The following is a 17,514-nucleotide window of genomic DNA, read 5'->3' as shown; positions in this document are numbered from 1 at the left end:
TCTGATGAAACGCCTTTTTTGTGATTTAAACCTCATCAATCACAAATTCAAACCAGTCAATAATCTCTTTTTCATGAATACCGTTTGGGATAAGAATACCGGCTTTTTGCACTGAGTTCGGATCTTGTGATATAAGCGGATGCCAATCAAACAACGATTTTCCTTCATAAAGTAGGCGATAAGCGCAGGTTTTCGGCAACCAGCCAAAATCCGGTAAATTCTTTTTGGTGAGTTTGGTGCAATCCTTCTCAATTTTAAATCGATTTGCGTAATTGTTACAACACCCTGTCTTAAGATCTAATAAATTGCAAGCAACCGAAGTGTAATAAAGCCTTTCACGCTTGCCTCGCCCTTGAATATATTTCCGGTAGCAGCATTTCCCACAGCCATCACATAGCGCTTCCCACTCTGCCTCATTCATTTCGAGCAAGTTTTTTTTCTGCCAGAAATCAGGCTCAATGCTATTTTGAGTGATCGTCATAATTAACGCACAACTACTGCCGTGCCTGTTGCTACCACAATAAACATACCTTTATCACCACCCATTGATTGATACTCGAGAGAGACACCAACAACTGCGTTTGCGCCTACTTTTTTCGCCTCTTTTTCCAGCTCCGCAAGCGCATTTTTTCTGGCACTGTGAAGTTTGCTTTCATAAGCACCAGAGCGCCCGCCAACAATATCAGTAATTCCGGCTAAAAAATCTCGAATAAAGTTCGCTCCCGAAACCACCTCACCAAATACTAATCCTTTATATTCAGTAACAGTTTTTCCTTCAATAGTAGGTGTTGTCGTAATGATCATCTGTTATTTCCTTCTAATTGCTGCTTTAAACTTTCTAATGCAATAGCTCGATGAGAGATTGCTTTCTTCTCTTTGGTTTCTAATTCTGCAAAGGTGCAATTTTTAGGTGGATAGAAAAAGAGTGAATCATAACCAAAGCCGTTTTCACCTCGCTCCTCTTTTAAAATTTCACCGAAGCATTCACCTAGTGCAATATAGGGGGTAGGATCGGTTTCATGTTTTAACAATACAATACAGCTAACAAATTTTGCTTCTCTGTTTATTTTACCGTCCATCTCTACCAATAATTTTCTACGATTGTCCGCATCCGTTGCCTCAGCACCGGCATAACGGGCGGAATATAATCCCGGTTCTCCGCCCAATACTTCCACCGATAAACCGGAATCGTCTGCAATTGCCGGCAGCCCGGTCATTTTTGCGGCATAACGTGCTTTAATTAACGCATTTTCTACAAAGGTTAAACCTGTTTCTTCAGGGGAAACAATACCAAATTCACTTTGTGCCACCACATCGAAACCGAATTGTGATAACACATCTGCCATTTCTTTTACTTTACCGGCATTGCCTGTAGCAAGCACTACTTTTGTTCTATTCATTTATGATTCAATCCCTTTTTGGTAAGACATCATTAACAAGGTACGCCATTTATCATTCCCTTGTTCATCTTTTCCCATGTTTGCAATATGAGGAAATCTACCCCACTGTTCAAATCCGTGTTTTTTCATCAGATTTTGACTCACTTGATTCAGCTCAAATACATACGCCATCAAGGTATGGATATTATGATTGAGCATTTCTGCCTGCATAAACTCAATAATTTTTGAGCCGTAACCTTTCCCTTTTGCTTTACTATCTAAATAGATACTGATTTCAGACGTATGCACAAATGCAGATCGCTCATAAAAAGGCGAAAAACTAAACCAGCCCACTATTCCAGTTTCATCTTCAACTGTCCACACCGGATACTGTTGGCTATTTAGATGAAAGTCAAACCACTCTCTACGGTTCTCTAATGTTGCCAAGTCTAAATCTGCTGTAATTTGATGAGTGGGTATAGCTTGATTATAAATTGCTAAAATGCTTTCAAAATCCGCTTCTGTTGATTTTCTGATTTGCATTTTCCATCCTTATATTGTACTAATCTATTTCTATTTGCAAAATTCTTGTAAAAAATTACCGCTTGCTCATCATATTCGGCAAAACAATTTGGACTTTCACACCACCACTTTCATGATTTTGGACTAAAAATTCTGCCTTTAATTCAGCCGCCCGCTCTTGCATAATGGTTAATCCATAATGTCCGTCTAATAATGTATTATTCGGTAATCCCTTGCCATTATCTTGGATAATAAGACAATGTTCTCCATCTGCGTTAGTTTCAGCCACAACGTTAATTTCCGTCGCCTCTGAGTGCTTCATCGCATTAATTACCGCTTCCCGAACAATTTGTAGCACATGAACTTGCTGTTGAGCATTAAACAAATGAGAGGGTAATTTACAACTTAAGCGAATCTGTGCCGTAGTTTTTGCTCTTAGCCCTTCAATAATTTTTTCTAATGCCTGCTGTAGATTTGCCTCTTGGATAGTCAGCCTAAAAGTTGAGAGCAACTCTCTTAGCTGGCTATAGGCTTCATTCAATGCCTTTTCAAATACGGCTAAAATTTCAGTTCTTTTTTCATCGCTTTTCGCTAATTTAAGCAAGCTTACTTGAATTTTAAAGAATGTCAGAGACTGAGCCAATGAATCATGCAATTCTCGTGCAATAATAGCTCGTTCTTCCATTAAAACCAATTGTTGCTGCTGCTTTTGCATTTGTACAACATAAAGACTGCGACCAATCATTTCCGATACGTTTTGAATCAATCGCTCATCAGGACAAAGTAATGACGGCTTCCAGCGTAATAATCCAAGCTTTTCATTTTCTATTGCAATCTCTAATGAAATCCAGTCTATCTGCGGTTTATTATCTATGGTAACGTTCCAATAATCGGCACCATACACTTGCAATTCAATACCAAGAAGATGTTCATTATCAAATACAGTTTTCAATACTTGATTGAGAACATCTTGATTAATCGGCTTAGCGGTCAATAGTTGAGAACATTGATATAAAACTAAAAGCGAGCGATTTACCGCCAATAAACGGCGGGTTTTATCCTGCACTTTATCTTCTAATGAAGTATAAAATTTTAACAACTCATTAGACATATCAATAAATGTTGCAGAAAGCAAGCCTAATTCATTCGGATCGTTTACTGCTAATTTAAGATGGCTAAAATCTTTATTTTGTATTTGCAAGCTTGCTTTCACAAGCTGCTTTAATGGACTAATAATATGTCTGCGGGTATACCAAACACCGATATACGCAAGGGCGATAATCAGTAACATTGCAATAGAAATTACGCCTGTTGCAATCTTTAGTTTCAACTCCGCAAATTCTTGAAGCCGTAAAACAAAATCATCAACTTTCTGTACATAAGCCTCAATATGAGCAGCATAGCTACCTCTATCCCCACGATTTGCATAGGACTGCATTTCATACCAATCTTTTAACAGTTTTTGGTAACTATGCTCAAGATTATTAGGCAATAACCAATTTTTTTTCAGTGAACTCAGCTCGGTTGAATGTAATGTCCGATGATATTCTAATAAACGCTCGGGCAAAACCTCTTGCTTTGTATACATTTCCGACAACAAGCGGTAACTTTGCATACGTAATGAACCCGAAACATTAATCAGACTTGCATCAGATTTGTTGCTCCACATAATCCCCAATGAGATACCACTAATAATGGAAGCAAATGCAATCATAATTAAAAAATAGAGCCCTATACGGCGAGCAATAGAATCTTTGGGCTTAATCATAATTTAAAGGTTAAAATGGAGCTTTAATTCATTTGCAATACTATCTTCATTATTAGAACCGATCGTTTTTTTAGCTTTTTGCTGAACTTCTTCTTCGGAACCGCCCATTGCAATACCCAAGCCTACACTTTCCAACATAGAAATATCATTGAAATTGTCCCCAAATGCAATAACTTTCTGAGCTTCAATACCTTCTAATTTCAATAATTCTGTCAATCTTGCCCCTTTACTGTTACCCACACTGGTAATATCAACACGGTCAATCCAAGACCACTCAGGGCTTACTTCATCAAGCGGTAATTTTTCCACAAATTTTTGCATCTTAGCTAAATCCGGATCACTAATGAGTACCTTCCAAATTGTTATTCCTTTATCAATTTCTTTTTGGAAATTTTCAACCTGTTGCACATCTGGACGAACTGATTCAGGGCAAGAATCTACCCACTTTTTAAATTTGATAAAATGGTTATTAGGTTCTTCATAAGTCATGGCATCCTGAAAATAAACCGCTGTATGAATACCTTCTAACTGTGCTTCATTAATTAATTTCGTCGCAGTTTCTGGTTTCAATGGATTACCTGTTACCACCTTTTCATTTTTAAAATCATACACATAGGTGCCATTACAACAAACTACTGGTGTATCTAAACCAAGTTCTACATAATAAGGACGTACCGCCGTGTGGTGTCTTCCTGTAACAAAATATACTTTGATTCCCTTTTCTCTTACTTTTTGAATCGCCAATTTACTTGATTCTAAAATAGTAGCATTGGATGAAAGTAACGTTCCGTCTAAATCAAAAGCAATAGCTTGATAACTCATGGCATTCTCCTGGAAATTAAAAAAATAAAAGAAAAGGCAACCAATGGGTTGCCTTTATATTCTACTCTAAGTTAATTAAAACTAGAAATTATTTGCTGCCGTTATACGCAGGAGTTTGATAAAGTGGAGCCGGGCCATTAGGACCTGCAACATTACCACCATCTTGTTGTTTAACTACACCACCATTTGCAGAAATTTCTACGCGACGGTTAGGACGTAAACAATCTTTTAACGCTTTGCCGCTTTCGCCATCACACGCTTTTACTTGGTTTGCTTTACCATAACCAACAGCTTCGATTTGTGCATTAACACCTTGTTGGATTAAACGTGCTTTCACTGTGTTTGAACGACGTTGTGATAAATCTAAGTTATATTCAGCAGAGCCTAAGCGATCTGTATAACCTGAAACTTTAACTTGTTGAGCTTTAGATGATTTTAATTGTTCAGCTACATTATCAACAACTTCTTTACCTTTGGTTGTTAAAGTATCTTTATCGAAGTCAAATAAGAAGTCACCCGTTAAGTTGAATGATGAGTTACCGTTACAACCATTTGGATACCAGAAGAAACTTTGAGCATTCATATTTTTATCAAATAAGATTTTATATTGACAAATTTTATGAACACCATTTTCACGATAGTTAAATGCATAATCCCACTCACGCACGCCATATAAACCTTCTTCAAAGTGTGGACGACCGATTAGATTATATAACTGATCTTTGTTCATACCTTTTTCAATTTGGCGAACATTTTCCCAATTTGGCCATGAACCAAATTGCGAACCATCGTGGTTGAATTCAGATTCTGAGATTTTTGGGAATACAGGGTTTTCAGTTGTCCCTTCATCACTTACTTTGCTTAAATTACCACATGCAGCCACTGCAAGAGCTACCGTCGATAATAATAAACCACGGGAAAGTACTGTTTTCTCCATTTTCATATAGTTTCCTTATTAGTTTCCTTAATTAAATACCATTTAAAAAATTGCTTACAACTTTACAACCGATAAAAGCTGTATACGCCCTGATTTTACAATAGAAATTGGATTAATTCTAACTAATTCTCTTAAATTTATGTAAATTACATCTATATGTAAAATCACTCAAATATAATGCAGATACTCTACTTTCAACTGTAAAAATTTATTCCCGCGAAATTCATTCACATCCAACTTATAAACTAATTTTGCTCTTTTAACAGACAAATCGGGGAAAAAACGAACATCAACATTAAACCAAATTGCATCTAATAACTGTCCACAACTTGACTCTAACATTAATTTCAAATGCTTACCTGCCAGTAATTTTTGTTGAAGAATTTTAAACTCACCTTCAAAACTCGGTTCTGGAAAATGCTGTCCCCATGGGCCTGCTTGACGTAACATTTCAGCACATTCTAAATTAAACTCTTGAGCGGTAAGTTCACCATCGGTATAAATAACACCCTGTAGTTGTTCCGGCTCTAAAATTTCATCAATAGCCTCATCAAAAACTTGCTTAAATAAATCTAACTTAGATTGATGAATAGTGAGTCCGGCAGCCATCGCATGCCCACCAAATTTTGTGATTAACTCCGGATTTTGAAGATCAATATGCTCTAAAAGATCTCTTATATGTACTCCAGCAATAGAACGGGCTGAGCCTTTTATATATTCACTTTCATCACTTTCTTGTGCAAAAGCAATCACAGGGCGATTAAATTGATCTTTGATACGTGAAGCAAGAATGCCCAGCACACCTTGATGCCAATCAGGCTGATACAACACTATTCCATGAGCTTGTTCCGACTGATTAAGGCTTGGCAGCTTAGCACAAATTGCCAAGGCTTCGGTTTTCATCTCAAGCTCAAATTCTTTTCGAGTTTGATTCAAGGAGTCTAGTTCAAACGCCAACTTGCGAGCAGTCTCCATATTATCCGATATCAATAGCTCAACCCCTAAAGACATATTTTCTAATCGACCTGCCGCATTTAATCTCGGCGCTATTGCAAATCCTAAATCAGCTGCTTGCAGTGTTGAAAGCTCCCTTTTTCCAACTTCTGCTAAAGCTTTTATTCCAAAACGGCAATTGCCTGAACGAATTCTCATTAACCCTTGATGAACCAAAATACGGTTATTTTGATCTAACGGCACAACATCGGCTACAGTCCCCAATGCTACTAAATCTAACAACTCAGCAAAATTAGGTTCAGGTGTTTTTTCAAATAACTTTTGCTCACGCATACGAGCACGCAATGCCATCATGACATAAAAAATAACCCCAACCCCTGCTAATGACTTAGAAGGAAAGCAACAAGAAGAAAGATTCGGGTTAACCATAGCATCTGCATTAGGTAATGTTTCTGCCGGTAAATGATGGTCAGTAACCAAAACATTAACGCTCTTACTTTTTAACAAGGCAATGCCTTCAAAAGAGGAGATACCATTATCTACCGTTAATACTAAATCTGCTCCCTTTTCCAATACCATTTCAGCAACAGCAACGCTTAAACCATAACCTTGTGAAAAACGGTCCGGAATTAAATAATTTACTTGACTAAACCCTAATTGACGTAAAGCTGTTATCGCCAAAGCAGTACTGGTTGCACCATCAGCATCAAAATCCCCAACGATCACAATCCTGCTTTGAGTATGATAAGCATCCAGCAATAAATCCACAGCCTGTTCAATATTAGCAAGCTGCTGCGGACGATATAAATGTTGCAAGGTATGTTCTAATTCTTGAACTGATTTTATTCCCCTACTTTGATAAATACGGTTAAGCAATCTATTAGGAGAAAGTATTTCTGTTGTGAGTAAAGGACGTTGTTTAATTAATTTTTCCACAGTATTCTTCTTTCATCATAAATAGTTGGAGTTTAACGATAATTGAGAACCAAGTCAGAAGATAAGGTCATATTTATAACGGGGTTTTAAATTAAAAAAGTTACCAGCGTTATAAGAATAAGACCAGTAACTTTTTTCTACTATTACACAATTTTACGTAATTTATTAAAAAGAAGCTTGGTAATTTCGCTACTTTTTAAATAAATCATCGAAGACTAGATATCTAACTGAGCATACAACGCATTAGTTTCGATAAAATCTCGACGTGGCTCAACCTCATCCCCCATTAAGGTACTGAATAGTTTGTCTGCCGCAATTGCATCGGTGATATTTACCTGCAACATTTTACGAGCGACCGGATCCATTGTAGTTTCCCATAACTGTTCAGGGTTCATCTCACCTAACCCTTTATAACGCTGAATAGTTAAACCTTTGCGAGATTCTTTCACTAACCAATCCAAGGCTTCTGCAAAGCTGCTGATTTCTTGACGGCGTTCGCCACGGACTACATAAGCCGAATCTGAAAGTAAATCATTCAATTCATTACCCAACGCCACAATACGAGCATATTCGCTGCTACTGATGAAATTGAAATCTAAACGATAAGTTGTGTCCATACCATGAGTTGTCACCACAACTTCTACTTCATAGACTTGACGTTCTTCATTAAATACCGTGCCGGCCCGATAGAAACTGCCACCTACTTCTTTTTCCATTAATTTTGCTACAAACTGTTCGCTCCAAGCGGTCATATTTGCTTGATTTTTTGCAAATTCTACCGATAACGCAGGAGAATAAATCAGCTCGTTTAATAGCAGAGTCGGATAACGGCGGCTTAAGCGCTCAATCAATTTCTGCACGTTGTTATACTGCGAAATCAGATTTTCTAACGCTACACCACTTAATGCTGGGGCATCATTGCTCACATATAAACCTGCACCTTCAAGGGCAATATCAATTTCATACTGCGACATTTCATCATTATCTTGAATATAACGCTCTTGTTTGCCTTTTTTCACTTTATAAAGCGGTGGCTGAGCGATATAGATATAACCGTTTTCAATCAACTCCGGCATTTGACGATAGAAGAAAGTTAATAAAAGCGTACGAATGTGCGCACCATCCACGTCCGCATCGGTCATAATAATGATTTTGTGATAACGTAACTTTTCAAGGTTGTAATCATCACGCCCAATACCTGTGCCTAACGCGGTAATCAATGTTGCCACTTCTTGCGAAGAAAGCATTTTATCAAAGCGGGCTTTTTCCACATTTAGGATTTTACCTTTCAGCGGCAAAATTGCTTGGTTTTTACGATCACGACCTTGTTTTGCCGAACCGCCCGCAGAGTCTCCCTCCACCAAGTAAAGTTCAGATAATGCCGGATCTTTTTCCTGACAGTCTGCCAATTTACCCGGCAAGCCACCTAAATCTAACGCTCCTTTACGACGTGTCATTTCACGCGCTTTACGCGCCGCTTCTCTTGCACGAGCGGCATCAATAATTTTAGTGACAATGTTTTTCGCATCGTCCGGATTCTCCGCCAAATAATCGGCTAAGGCTTCATTCATTGAGCTTTCAACTGCCCCACGCACTTCAGATGAAACCAATTTATCTTTAGTTTGCGATGAGAACTTTGGATCCGGCACTTTCACCGAAATCACCGCCACTAAACCTTCACGGGCATCATCACCTGAGGCATCAATATTGGCATCAGCTTTTTTCAGCACACCGCTGTTATCCATATAGTTTTTCAACGCACGAGTTAATGCTCCACGGAAACCGGCTAAATGCGTACCGCCATCACGCTGTGGAATATTATTGGTGAAACAGTAAACATTTTCGTTGTAACTGTCGTTCCATTGTAAGGAAATTTCCACCCCTATGCCGTCTTTTTCGGTTGAAAGATAAAATGGTGTGTTATGAATATGGGTTTTGCCTTCGTTTAAATATTCTACATAAGCTTTAATACCACCTTCATATTTGAAATGCTCTTCTTTACCATCACGCTCATCAATTAATTTAATTGATACTCCAGAGTTAAGGAAAGACAATTCACGTAAACGTTTGGATAAAATTTTATACTCAAATTCGGTTTTATTTTTGAAAATATCTAAACTTGGCCAGAAACGTACCGCTGTCCCCGTTTTTTCGGTATTGCCAATCACTGTTAATGGTGCATCCGGCTCACCAAGGCTGTAGAATTGTTCGTGAACGTGCCCTTCACGGCGAATGGTAAGCTGTAATTTTGACGAAAGTGCGTTTACCACCGACACACCTACACCATGTAAACCACCCGATACTTTATAAGAATTATCGTCAAATTTACCACCGGCGTGCAGTACGGTCATAATCACTTCTGCTGCAGAAACACCTTCTTCCGGGTGAATACCGACAGGAATACCACGACCATCATCTTGTACGGAAACTGAATTATCTGAATGAATAGTGACAATAATATCTTTACAATGCCCTGCTAATGCTTCATCAATCGCATTATCCACAACCTCAAACACCATATGGTGCAAGCCGGTGCCATCGTCCGTATCGCCGATATACATTCCCGGACGTTTACGCACGGCATCTAAGCCACGTAAAACTTTAATACTTGAAGAATCATAACTTGTTGTTTGATTTTGTTCAGACATTCTTATTCCTACTATTTTAAAATGGAAAAAATTGGCTCAATTATAGCAGAAAAATGCGAGAAAGTATCGTAAAACAAGCGGTTAAATTTCATCTGGAATTTGCAAATTCCTAAAGAAATTTAACCGCTTGTAGAAGCAAATTATCATTCGCCAAAGCAGAATTAAAAAGGCGAAAAATATTTCGCTCCTAAAATGAATAGACTAAAAATAAATCCCTACTAAAATCGCAGCAAAAACGCCTAAGCCAAAATAATGGTTATTTAAGAATGCTTTAAAACATTCACTACGTTCTCGTTTTTTCGTCAGCCAACATTGGTAGATAAAGAGTGTGGCACTTAAAGCCAAAACAATAAAATAGCCGATATGGTAATTTTTAATTACGCCTAATAATCCCAATAAAATCAGAGTAGTAAACTGCAATAAGGCAATGATTTTATTATCATATTGAGCAAATAAAATCGCGGTGGATTTCACCCCAATTCGCAAGTCGTCATCTCTATCGACCATTGCATATTGGGTGTCATAAGCAACTGTCCACGCTAAATTTGCCCAAAATAATAACCAACACTCAAGTGGTAGAGATTCACTTACCGCACCAAACGCCATTGGGATTGCCCAACCAAACGCCATACCAAGCACCACTTGTGGTAAATGAGTAAAGCGCTTCATAAAAGGATAGATAACTGCTAAAAACACCGCTACAAAAGAGAGCAAAAATGCATAGCGATTAAGCATTAAATCAAGCAAAAATGCCATTACCAGCAACACCGCAAAAATGATTTTAGCCTCTGTAGTTGAAACCCGCCCTGTTGCCAATGGACGTTGTGAAGTGCGTTTAACATGCCCGTCAATTTCTCGGTCGGCATAATCATTAATCACACATCCAGCTGCTCGCATAATAATGACACCAAGAATGAAAATAATCAGTGTAGATACCGGCGGCATTCCATTTGCCGCTACAAATAATGCCCAAAGCGTTGGATGCAGTAATAATAGTGTGCCGATAGGTTTGTCAAACCGCATAAGCTGAGCATAGGCAATCCATTTTTGTTTAGAAAAAAAAGTCTCGTTATTCATTACAAATTTTGACAATAACATCCGATTGATTTAAGTGGTTTTGTAATTCTAGCGGTAACCAAGTATCTGTAAACAAATAATTTACTTCTTTAACATTTCCTAAACGAACAATAGCATTACGACTGAATTTTGAGTGATCGGTCACTAAAACCACTTGTCTGGAACATTCCATTAAAGCTCGCTTAACTTGCACTTCGTGATAATCGTAATCTAACATTGAGCCGTCTAAATCTACCGCACTAATACCTAAGACTCCAAAATCCAATCTAAATTGATTAATAAAACGCACGGTTTCTTCACCGATCAAACCACCGTCTGTTCTTAAGCTACCACCTGCAACCGTAATTTGGCAATCCGGATTCTGCATTAAAATATGCGCTGCATTTAAGTTGTTGGTGACTACTTTTAAATTTTTATGTTGTCTTAAGGCAAAAGCCACCGCTTCCGATGTAGTGCCAATATCTAAAAAAACGGAAGCCCCATTTGGAATGAGTTTTGCCACTTGCTGAGCAATAGCATTTTTTTCTTGTGAAAAAAACTGTTTACGGTGAGCATAATCGCTGTTTTCAGTATTTGAAGGTGCAGCAGCCCCACCATGATGACGGCGAATTAAATTATTTTCCGCCATTTCATTTAAATCTCGACGAATGGTTTGCGGGCTCACTTTCAGCACTGTAACTAATTCTTCCGTGCTGACATATCCAAGCTGGTTTACTAAGTCAATTATTTTTTTATGTCTATTTGCCTGTTTCATATTTCTTCCTTTTGCAAAATAAATACAGAAAAAGACCGCTTACAAGCGGTCTATTTTGGGCTAAATTTTACAATTGATCGACCAATTCAACAGCGTAGCCGATATAGGTCGCCGGAGTCATCTCTTTCAAGCGAGCTTTCTCTGTTTCAGGGAGAGCCAGCTTCTCAATAAACTCACGCATTGCCGTTTCATCAACACGTTTACCACGGGTTAATTCTTTTAATTTCTCGTATGGTTTTTCAATACCATAACGACGCATTACCGTTTGGATCGGCTCTGCCAATACTTCCCAATTTTGATTTAATTCATCAAGTAAATGTTGCTCATTCACCTCTAACTTACTGATACCTTTTAAGGTTGAAGCATAGGCAATTAAGGCATACCCTAAACCAACACCCAGATTACGTAATACCGTTGAGTCGGTTAAATCGCGCTGCCAGCGGGAAATTGGCAATTTTTGCCCTAAGTGTGTCATCACCGCATTCGCTAAGCCTAAATTGCCTTCTGAATTTTCAAAGTCAATCGGGTTTACTTTATGCGGCATAGTGCTAGAGCCAATTTCTCCTGCAATAGTGCGTTGTTTAAAATGATTTAACGCAATATAGCCCCACATATCACGGTCAAAATCAATAATAATCGTGTTAAAACGTGCCACACAATCAAAGAACTCCGCAATATAATCATGCGGTTCAATTTGCGTGGTATAAGGGTTCCATGTTACCCCTAATGACTCCACAAACTCTTGACTAAAAGTATGCCAATCCACATCAGGGTAAGCGGATAAATGCGCATTGTAGTTCCCTACCGCACCATTGATTTTAGCCAAAATTTCTAAATTTTCTAACTGTTTATATTGACGTTGTAAACGATAAGCTACGTTTGCCATTTCTTTACCGATCGTTGTCGGGCTGGCCGGCTGGCCGTGAGTACGAGAAAGTAAAGGAATATGTTGATAGCGTTTAGCTAAATCTACCACAGCATCGATCAGTTTTTTCCATTCAGGTAATAACACTTCTTCACGAGCCGCTTTTAGCATTAACGCATGGGAGGTATTGTTAATATCTTCTGAAGTACAAGCAAAATGAATAAATTCGTTAACCGCTTGTAGCTCAGGTAAAGCATCACATTTTTCTTTTAAGAAATACTCTACGGCTTTTACATCATGGTTAGTTGTACGCTCAATTGTTTTGATACGATTTGCATCTTCTAATGAGAAATTAGCCACAATTTGATTTAAGTAATCGTTTGCTTTTTCAGAAAAACCCGGAACTTCCTTAATTTGTGCGTGAGATGCCAATTTCTGTAACCAACGCACTTCGACCGTCACTCTGAATTTTAATAGACCAAATTCACTAAAAATCGGACGAAGACTCGCCACTTTATCTTGGTAGCGGCCATCAATTGGGGATAATGCTGTTAAAGCAGTCAGTTCCATTATTTAATATTCTCCAAATAGATAAATGTTTAATTAAATTTGACGATAAAGTTGCTGTGCTTGATTAAAAATTTTCTTACGAGAAAATAAAAATTGCCACCGGCTACCGCCCACTTGTTGCCATAAAATCGCAGCACGAATACCGGCAAGCAAAGAAGCGCGAATTTTATGTTGAATATCCGGGCGAACTAAATAATCTTGTAAGCCCACCACATGAATTTTGCTCCCTAACGGACTAATCACATCGCTATAAATAGCCGCCAAATTTGCAATCATTTGATCGGCTAAGATATTATCTTCATACAACGATAATTGACGTTCAACTTGTTGTAAACGCTGGGCTAATTGCTGCTTGGCTTGTGGATTTTTATTTAGCTTTTGGCTTAATGCAAGCAGGCTTATCCAATAACGACCGATCTCCGCATCTAATTTCCCGTTACCACCACTTGTTTGTGATAATGCTGTTTCAAGCCCGATTTTTAAATGTGAAATTGAATCGCCAAATACGCTTAATGCCGATTCAGGCTGGGTAACTAATAAGCTACGAATGGAATGCTCAAAAACCTCTCTATCTGCTACACCTTTATGAGCAAACTGTTGCACTAAAGTTGCTGCTTGGCATACGCCGGCATAAGCAAGGGTAATATCGTGATAATCCGTCATATTGTATAAATGTAATCCCATAAATCAATAAAAAGAGAATATAGCATTTTTTCCCTTTATTTTGAATGCTAAAAGGCATTTATCCGCAAAAAAGATAAATGCCTTTGAGTTACTGTTTTAATTCAGCAATCGCCCGTTATCTATTCGATAAATCACATCAAATTTCTCTAATGCACTTTGACGGTGGGTGATCATCAATAAAGTGCGATCTTTACAATGCGTAAGAATTAAATTTAAGATCTGCTGTTCGGTTTCCCGATCCAACCCTTCAGTCGGTTCATCTAATAACACTAATTCAGCAGAACTTAGTAATAACCGAGCTAAGCCTAAACGGCGTTGTTCGCCACCGGAAAGCGGTCTGCCTCCTTCACCAAGCCAAAGCTTTAAACCCTCTGTTTCAAGCAGATAGCCTAAACCGACTTTTTCTACAACTTCAATCATTTGAGCTTCAGTTGCTGCTGCATTGCCCATCAATAAATTATCCTTTAAAGTTTGGCTAAAAATATGGACACGTTGACTAAGCGTAACTAATTTTGAACGTAAAGTCGGTTCTGAAAAATTTTCAATTTTGCAATTATTTAACCAAATTTGACCGCTTGTTGCCTCATAATTACGATTTAACAACTGGAAAATAGTGGATTTACCGCTGCCCGTTTTACCTAAGATAGCCACTTTTTGCCCTTTTAGCACCTCAAAGGAAAGTTGGTTTAGTACCTTTTGCTCGCCATTTAGGTAGCGAAAATCCACCTGTTCAAAACGGACAAGCGGTTGATTTTTCTCTAAATTTTGCCATTCTGCTGAACCATTAAATTGCACGTTCGGCTGTTGTTCAGTAATTTCATTTAAACGTTCGGCTGCAGTAATTAGCTGCCCTAAATGCAAAAACGCAATGCCAATCGGAGCAAGGATTTCATTTGATGCCAACACACAAAAAATCACTAAAGCAATTAAAGCTTCCGGATATTCGGCACTCGGCACATTAACTGCGGTAGCAACCAAATAAATGACTACACAAGTTAAAATACCGTTTGAAAGCATTAACAAGCCGCTTGATAAACCTGAAAGCTGACTTTCTTTACTTTGTGCATTCAGCCATTTACGTTCGATTTCTTGTAATTTCTCGCTGACTTGATTTAAATTACCGAAAAGGAGAAATTCGGCATTAAGCTGCACCCATTCGATAAATTGGCTGCGATAATTTGCTCGATTTTGAATAGCCTGTCGCCCTAATTTCATTCCTAATCGGTAAAAAACGGCAGGAATAACCAATAAAAGGAATAATAGGCTGCCACAAATAATCAGCATTAGCTTAATGGATACAAAAGACAGCCCAAATGCCATAAAGGCAATAATCATCACTGCACTGACAAAAGGCGATACCAAATTAAGATAAAGCGTGTCTAAGGTGTCCACATCCGCCACTAAACGGTTGAGTAACTCGCTGTTTCTGAAACGATTTAAACCGCTTGGGCTAAGAGGGATCAGCTTCTTAAATACACTAACCCTCAAATTTGCCAACACACGGAAGGTCGCATCATGTGTAACCAAGCGTTCAAGATAACGTGACGCAGTACGCCCGATAGCTAAACCTCTCACCCCTGATGATGGATAGAAAAAGTTAAACGTAATGGCAGAACCGGCTAAAAAAGAAGCTGCTAAAAACCAACCCGATAAACTGAGCAAACCGATACTGGCAGCCAGACTTAAGATTGCAAGCACGATCCCTAATAACAAACGCCCGAAATGGGTACGATAGAGAGAAAAAAATGGAAAAAGTGCTTTCATTAGTGTTCTCCCTGATGAACTAATTCGTTATTTAACAGCTCTGCAAAAAAGCCGGTGTGTTCTAATTCGGCAAAAGTACCTTGTTGAATAATCTGCCCTTGCTTCATCACCCAAATTTCATCGCATTGGGTTAAATCTTCCACACGGTGGGTAATCATTAGAGTCGTTTGCTGACGACTTAAATGGTGTAATGCGGCTAAAACTTGTTGCTCTGAATCCATATCCAAGCTGGCAGTTGGCTCATCTAACAATAATAATTGATAAGGACGTAATAAGGCTCGAGCAATCGCAATACGCTGCGCCTGTCCGCCTGAAATGCCGATATTACTATCTTGCACTTGATGCTCTAAGCCTAAACGCTCAACAAACTCATCTGCTTTGGATAAATGCAAAGCATTGGCTAATTCTGTTTCAGTCGCATTCGGATTACCAAGCAAAATATTCTCTTTTAAAGAACCTCGTATTAATTGCGGATTCTGCCCCACCCACGCTAATTTAGCTCGCCATTGGCTTAAATTGAGTTCTCTTAATTCTGTGCCATTAATGGTCACTGAACCTCGATAAGGTAAGAAACCGAGCAACATATTCATCAACGAACTTTTGCCCGCACCACTTTGTCCTACCAACGCAATATGTTGATGAGCATTCAAGGTGAAACTAAGCGGCCGGGTTAACACCTTACCTTGTGGTGAAAGGATTACACAATCTGCTGCTTGAATAACAAGCGGTTGATTTTGTAAGTTTTTTTGCAAATCAGAGGAAGTTTGCGTTTTTACCTCTTCTTTTAAAAAACTTTCAATACTGTCTGCCGCACTAATAGCAGCCGCTTTATCATGGTAGAAAACCCCAAGCTCACGCATAGGTTGATAAAACTCCGGTGCCATCATTAAGCAGAAAAAGCCGACAAACAGCGACACGCCCGTACCGTAGTAACCAAAATCCAACTCTCCCAAATAGATGAAACCGAAATAAACCGCCATTACCGCCACTGAAATCGCCGTAAAAAACTCTAATACTGCAGACGATAAAAAGGCCATTTTCAACACATCCATTGTACTGGTACGGAAATCTTCAGTGCTTTGATAAATCTGCTCGGTCTGCTTTTCTGCCTGACCAAACAAACGAATAGTTTCCAAACCTTTAAGCTTATCTAAAAACTGACCGCTGATGCGAGAAAGAATACCGATATTGCGTTGGTTAGCTTCCACCGCTTTAATTCCTGCCAAGATCATAAAAAGCGGTAGTAGTGGCATTGTAGCAAATAAAATAACGCTGGCCGCCCAGTTAATCGGAAAGACAAAACAAAGAATAACCAGCGGTACAATTAGCGATAAAAATTGTTGTGGTAAATAACGAGAATAGAAATTATGCAGATTTTCCACCTGCTCAAGCATGAGAGTTGCCCAACTGCCTGCCGGTTTTTGTTGAATGATCATCGGCCCCACGGCTTCCATTTTGGCTAAAATTTGTTGTCGAAGATGAAATCTCAGCACTTGCCCGGCTTTAAACCCCACTCGCTCACGCAGAAAAATCATCAAAGCTCTACCGACAAAACAGAGAAATAGCAGCCCAATTTCCATTAAAAAGGTGCTTGGACTTTGTTTGTCTATTATCATTTTATGCAACATTGTTGCAAGCAGCCACATTTGCCCGATCATGAATAAACTGCTGATTATCCCTAACAGCACGTTTAAGTGCATATATTTTTTAATGACTTTTTGCTGACTTTTAAGCCATTTTTGTAACTCGCGTTGGCGTTGTTTTTCCATAATAATTGTAAAATTTTTATCTTTTTTGACCGCTTGTAAAAATGAAACGACATTCTACTATAAAG

Annotated in this window: 15 protein-coding genes; all 15 read right to left on the bottom strand. The window is 38.6% G+C overall.

The annotated features are described in order from the left end of the window. Positions 1 to 25 precede the first annotated feature (25 nt). A complete protein-coding gene (locus A6B41_RS04925) occupies positions 26 to 481 on the bottom strand; it encodes a YcgN family cysteine cluster protein (protein ID WP_027074739.1) in 456 nt (151 codons plus the stop codon). A gap of 2 nt (positions 482 to 483) precedes the next feature. Further along, positions 484 to 804 (bottom strand): heavy metal-binding domain-containing protein, encoded by a 321-nt coding sequence (locus A6B41_RS04920; protein ID WP_027074740.1) that lies wholly within the window; start codon positions 802 to 804, stop codon positions 484 to 486. After that, positions 801 to 1,400 carry an RdgB/HAM1 family non-canonical purine NTP pyrophosphatase gene (rdgB, locus tag A6B41_RS04915; protein WP_027074741.1) on the bottom strand — a complete coding sequence of 200 codons (600 nt, stop codon included), beginning with the start codon at positions 1,398 to 1,400 and terminating at the stop codon, positions 801 to 803. The genes A6B41_RS04920 and rdgB overlap by 4 nt, the downstream gene beginning before the upstream one ends. After that, on the bottom strand, positions 1,401 to 1,922 hold the full coding sequence (locus A6B41_RS04910; protein WP_027074742.1) for a GNAT family N-acetyltransferase: 522 nt from the start codon (positions 1,920 to 1,922) through the stop codon (positions 1,401 to 1,403). It lies immediately after the preceding gene. Positions 1,923 to 1,977: 55 nt separating this feature from the next. After that, entirely contained in the window at positions 1,978 to 3,669 is a 1,692-nt protein-coding gene (gene narQ / locus A6B41_RS04905; protein WP_027074743.1) for a nitrate/nitrite two-component system sensor histidine kinase NarQ, read from the bottom strand. Positions 3,670 to 3,672: 3 nt separating this feature from the next. Next, positions 3,673 to 4,491: a pyridoxal phosphatase gene (locus A6B41_RS04900; RefSeq protein ID WP_027074744.1), complete on the bottom strand. Its 819-nt coding sequence runs from the start codon at positions 4,489 to 4,491 to the stop codon at positions 3,673 to 3,675. A gap of 88 nt (positions 4,492 to 4,579) precedes the next feature. Further along, positions 4,580 to 5,428, bottom strand: a complete 849-nt coding sequence (locus A6B41_RS04895) for an OmpA family protein (RefSeq protein WP_027074745.1) — start codon at positions 5,426 to 5,428, stop codon at positions 4,580 to 4,582. 168 nt (positions 5,429 to 5,596) lie between these two features. Next, positions 5,597 to 7,318 carry a single-stranded-DNA-specific exonuclease RecJ gene (recJ, locus tag A6B41_RS04890; RefSeq protein ID WP_027074746.1) on the bottom strand — a complete coding sequence of 574 codons (1,722 nt, stop codon included), beginning with the start codon at positions 7,316 to 7,318 and terminating at the stop codon, positions 5,597 to 5,599. Between the two features lie 215 nt (positions 7,319 to 7,533). Continuing rightward, positions 7,534 to 9,966: a DNA topoisomerase (ATP-hydrolyzing) subunit B gene (gene gyrB, locus A6B41_RS04885; RefSeq protein ID WP_027074747.1), complete on the bottom strand. Its 2,433-nt coding sequence runs from the start codon at positions 9,964 to 9,966 to the stop codon at positions 7,534 to 7,536. A gap of 201 nt (positions 9,967 to 10,167) precedes the next feature. Next, positions 10,168 to 11,043, bottom strand: a complete 876-nt coding sequence (gene ubiA / locus A6B41_RS04880) for a 4-hydroxybenzoate octaprenyltransferase (RefSeq protein WP_027074748.1) — start codon at positions 11,041 to 11,043, stop codon at positions 10,168 to 10,170. Beyond that, on the bottom strand, positions 11,036 to 11,797 hold the full coding sequence (locus A6B41_RS04875) for a DeoR/GlpR family transcriptional regulator (RefSeq protein ID WP_027074749.1): 762 nt from the start codon (positions 11,795 to 11,797) through the stop codon (positions 11,036 to 11,038). The genes ubiA and A6B41_RS04875 overlap by 8 nt, the downstream gene beginning before the upstream one ends. Before the next feature lie 67 nt (positions 11,798 to 11,864). Continuing rightward, the gene (purB, locus tag A6B41_RS04870; protein WP_027074750.1) at positions 11,865 to 13,232 is read right to left on the bottom strand and encodes an adenylosuccinate lyase; all 1,368 of its coding nucleotides are present in this window, start codon (positions 13,230 to 13,232) and stop codon (positions 11,865 to 11,867) included. A gap of 33 nt (positions 13,233 to 13,265) precedes the next feature. Beyond that, positions 13,266 to 13,895, bottom strand: coding sequence for a high frequency lysogenization protein HflD (gene hflD / locus A6B41_RS04865; RefSeq protein ID WP_027074751.1), 630 nt, complete (start codon positions 13,893 to 13,895; stop codon positions 13,266 to 13,268). 117 nt (positions 13,896 to 14,012) lie between these two features. Further along, on the bottom strand, positions 14,013 to 15,680 hold the full coding sequence (gene cydC, locus A6B41_RS04860) for a heme ABC transporter ATP-binding protein/permease CydC (protein WP_027074752.1): 1,668 nt from the start codon (positions 15,678 to 15,680) through the stop codon (positions 14,013 to 14,015). Beyond that, positions 15,680 to 17,449, bottom strand: coding sequence for a heme ABC transporter permease/ATP-binding protein CydD (cydD, locus tag A6B41_RS04855; RefSeq protein ID WP_027074753.1), 1,770 nt, complete (start codon positions 17,447 to 17,449; stop codon positions 15,680 to 15,682). Before cydD ends, cydC begins: the two co-directional genes overlap by 1 nt. Positions 17,450 to 17,514 lie beyond the last annotated feature (65 nt).

This window comes from Mannheimia granulomatis, from assembly GCF_013377255.1.
Classification (GTDB): Bacteria; Pseudomonadota; Gammaproteobacteria; order Enterobacterales; family Pasteurellaceae; genus Mannheimia; species Mannheimia granulomatis.
This window is presented reverse-complemented; position numbering and strand designations above follow the sequence as displayed.

Excerpts from the sequence above, each read along its gene's own strand:
- A6B41_RS04925 (WP_027074739.1), bottom strand. The coding sequence starts at position 481 with ATGACGATCACTCAAAATAGCATTGAGCCTGATTTCTGGCAGAAAAAA.
- A6B41_RS04920 (WP_027074740.1), bottom strand. The coding sequence starts at position 804 with ATGATCATTACGACAACACCTACTATTGAAGGAAAAACTGTTACTGAA.
- rdgB (WP_027074741.1), bottom strand. The coding sequence starts at position 1,400 with ATGAATAGAACAAAAGTAGTGCTTGCTACAGGCAATGCCGGTAAAGTA.
- A6B41_RS04910 (WP_027074742.1), bottom strand. The coding sequence starts at position 1,922 with ATGCAAATCAGAAAATCAACAGAAGCGGATTTTGAAAGCATTTTAGCA.
- narQ (WP_027074743.1), bottom strand. The coding sequence starts at position 3,669 with ATGATTAAGCCCAAAGATTCTATTGCTCGCCGTATAGGGCTCTATTTT.
- A6B41_RS04900 (WP_027074744.1), bottom strand. The coding sequence starts at position 4,491 with ATGAGTTATCAAGCTATTGCTTTTGATTTAGACGGAACGTTACTTTCA.
- A6B41_RS04895 (WP_027074745.1), bottom strand. The coding sequence starts at position 5,428 with ATGGAGAAAACAGTACTTTCCCGTGGTTTATTATTATCGACGGTAGCT.
- gyrB (WP_027074747.1), bottom strand. The coding sequence starts at position 9,966 with ATGTCTGAACAAAATCAAACAACAAGTTATGATTCTTCAAGTATTAAA.
- ubiA (WP_027074748.1), bottom strand. The coding sequence starts at position 11,043 with ATGAATAACGAGACTTTTTTTTCTAAACAAAAATGGATTGCCTATGCT.
- A6B41_RS04875 (WP_027074749.1), bottom strand. The coding sequence starts at position 11,797 with ATGAAACAGGCAAATAGACATAAAAAAATAATTGACTTAGTAAACCAG.
- purB (WP_027074750.1), bottom strand. The coding sequence starts at position 13,232 with ATGGAACTGACTGCTTTAACAGCATTATCCCCAATTGATGGCCGCTAC.
- hflD (WP_027074751.1), bottom strand. The coding sequence starts at position 13,895 with ATGACGGATTATCACGATATTACCCTTGCTTATGCCGGCGTATGCCAA.
- cydC (WP_027074752.1), bottom strand. The coding sequence starts at position 15,680 with ATGAAAGCACTTTTTCCATTTTTTTCTCTCTATCGTACCCATTTCGGG.
- cydD (WP_027074753.1), bottom strand. The coding sequence starts at position 17,449 with ATGGAAAAACAACGCCAACGCGAGTTACAAAAATGGCTTAAAAGTCAG.